We start from the raw sequence: 2400 nt of genomic DNA, 5'->3' as shown, positions 1-2400 counted from the left end.
TTGGGAGTTACCTGCATCGTTCCCCAGCCAAAATATACCAAAAAGCAGTTTTTAGTTACCGCAGACAAAGCCCTCTATCAAGCCAAAAGACAGGGGCGCGATCGCTCTGTTTTGGTCGATATGGATTAAGGCAGAGATTAGTACCTGCCCAAATAGGGCGATCGCCTGACAGAATACAGTCATTCTCAACAGAAATCCGAAGGATAAAAACTAGTAACTAAAGACTACTGTTCGCTCGCATAATCGGTACCAAATAACCATCAGGAAATTGGTAAAAAAGACTAGATCTTCATATTTTTGCGATCCTTTTGGTAACAAATAAATCTTTTTCATACCAAATCTATTTACCCCTTGTAAAAGTAGTTCGATTTCTATCTATCAATCTGAGGAAAAATCATGACCGCAATTGAACTTAAAATATGTACGATTACAGTCTCGGCGAATTAAAAGCCAAAGAAATTGAATTTCTACCTCGCACTCTAGGAGAAGCAGTCGAAGCATTTGCAGCCGATCCCCTGAGCAAAAAAGTAATGGGCAACACTATGTATCAGACCTATATTGACTATAAAAGACAAGAATGGGAAGAGTATCACAATCACGTTTCGGATTGGGAAATTCAGCGTTATTTAAAATTCTTTTGATCTAACTCTAGATACTTACCTACGAGCGACCGCAATATTTACAATGAACAGTTACGACATACTAAGGCAATCGATAAATTCTCTAATTGCCTTTGGTAAATCTCTAGATTCTTTTTGATAAGTTAGTTCTAATAATTGTGAAGCTATAGTCAAAACGCGATCGCGATTGAATTTCTCTGATAGTTGCTCTACAGAATAAATACCACCAAAAGCTTCCCTTGCTGCTTCCAAGCTAGCCAACTCTATAGCCTCTTCTAAGTAATCACTCCAGTCAGTGGCTTTGATATAGTAAAAATTTTTGTCTCTCTGATTTAATTTTTTAATTCTCACTACTGCATTGACAATGGATGCCAACCACGAATTAGTCATTCTTTGTTCTGCCTGACACTTAATTAGATGAGCCAGCAGTATTATTAAATACGATTCAATATTTCTGATAATCGCTTTCCTGCCCATTTCTTCTAATTCATCTATTAAAGCGATCGCTTCTGTAGTATTACCAGAAATTAGTAATTGTCTTAATTCGGCGAGTTCTTCCATCGGTCTTATTCTTGGAACTTTAGAGCGGGTATCGTTTTGTGGTTATAGTGCTTACGGTAGTTTAATTCTAGCTCCACCGATAACGGCGATCGCCTTGCTCTCCCATCTCTTCAAAAAAATATTAAAACTGTCAAAAAATATCCTTGTCAGAAATACAGATAGTCATGTATCATTAATGATTGTGGTTAAAACTGGCAAATCTCACGTTAATAGATGTATTAATTTAATCATCCCCCACAGCCTAAATCTCAAAGTTACCTAACTTAACGGTTTAGACTAAATAAGGGAGTTTTTACAAGCTAAAAACAAACTTGTTATGGGGTAAGTGAGAATATTGATATTAGGATTTGCTGCCTCCTCGAAAGAAACTGAGGGATTTATTTCTTTAAGTCTTTGAGGGTCAAGGTAATTGTGAATAGAGACAGCTAAGTCTGGCTCTAGCCGTAAATCTTAGAAAAAATATATTTGCTGCTTTGCATCTTGCAAAGAGATGTTTTGGCTGATTTTCGATTGTCAATAACTGCGATGCCCCAATAGGGTAAGTAGTGCGATCGCAATTTAGCTTCCGCCTCTGCAAGATGATTATTTTTGTCAGTCAGCAAGCGAATCACTCAACCGAAATTACTGGGAGTTTCTAGTTAAAAGCTAACTTAGTCAAACAGCTAAGAGCTAATTAGCTAAAAGCTAACAGCTTTAAAAAGGTTTATCGTGTTGCAATTATATAGAGGAGCTTAAACTCGTGTCTGTCGGCATTCTTGGCACTAAATTAGGTATGACCCAAGTTTTTGACAAGGAAACAGGAAATGCTATTCCCGTCACCGTGGTCAAAGCTGGACCTTGTGTCGTTACTCAAATAAAAACTAAAGAAACAGACGGCTATAGTTCGATCCAAATTGGCTATGGTGAAGTTAAAGAAAAAGCTTTATCCAAGCCAGAACTAGGTCATCTCAATAAAGCAGGTGCTAGTCCACTACGTCATCTTAAAGAGTATCGCATTGAAGATACCGCTAGTTACGAACTGGGTTCTACCCTAGACCTTGCCGAAATTTTCAATACTGACACTACAGTCGATATTAGTGGCAAAACAATGGGTCGTGGTTTTGCAGGCTATCAAAAAAGACATAACTTTAAACGAGGCTTGATGAGTCACGGTTCTAAAAGCCACCGCTTACCAGGTTCTACGGGTGCTGGGACAACTCCTGGTCGTACTTATCCTGGG

3 protein-coding genes and 1 pseudogene are annotated in these 2400 nt (G+C 38.2%); 3 read left to right on the top strand and 1 reads right to left on the bottom strand.

Annotation, left to right across the window (positions count from 1 at the left end; all coding sequences use genetic code 11):
- Together AC33VI_RS14045 and AC33VI_RS14040 are read left to right on the top strand one after the other, a co-directional pair.
- The gene (locus AC33VI_RS14045) at positions 1-129 is read left to right on the top strand and encodes a diguanylate cyclase domain-containing protein (protein ID WP_491782892.1); all 129 of its coding nucleotides are present in this window, start codon (positions 1-3) and stop codon (positions 127-129) included.
- 287 nt (positions 130-416) lie between these two features.
- A pseudogene (locus tag AC33VI_RS14040) lies at positions 417-641 on the top strand (type III glutamate--ammonia ligase); the annotation flags it as partial.
- A gap of 51 nt (positions 642-692) precedes the next feature.
- Here the strand turns inward: AC33VI_RS14040 and AC33VI_RS14035 are convergent.
- The gene (locus tag AC33VI_RS14035) at positions 693-1181 is read right to left on the bottom strand and encodes a DUF29 family protein (RefSeq protein WP_491782891.1); all 489 of its coding nucleotides are present in this window, start codon (positions 1179-1181) and stop codon (positions 693-695) included.
- Between the two features lie 739 nt (positions 1182-1920).
- On the opposite strand from AC33VI_RS14035, the gene rplC reads away from it, so the two are divergent.
- Positions 1921-2400 (top strand): 50S ribosomal protein L3 (gene rplC, locus AC33VI_RS14030; protein WP_491782890.1); only part of this gene is annotated, 480 nt, incomplete at its 3' end.

This window comes from Waterburya sp. (assembly GCF_058530065.1).
This window is presented reverse-complemented; position numbering and strand designations above follow the sequence as displayed.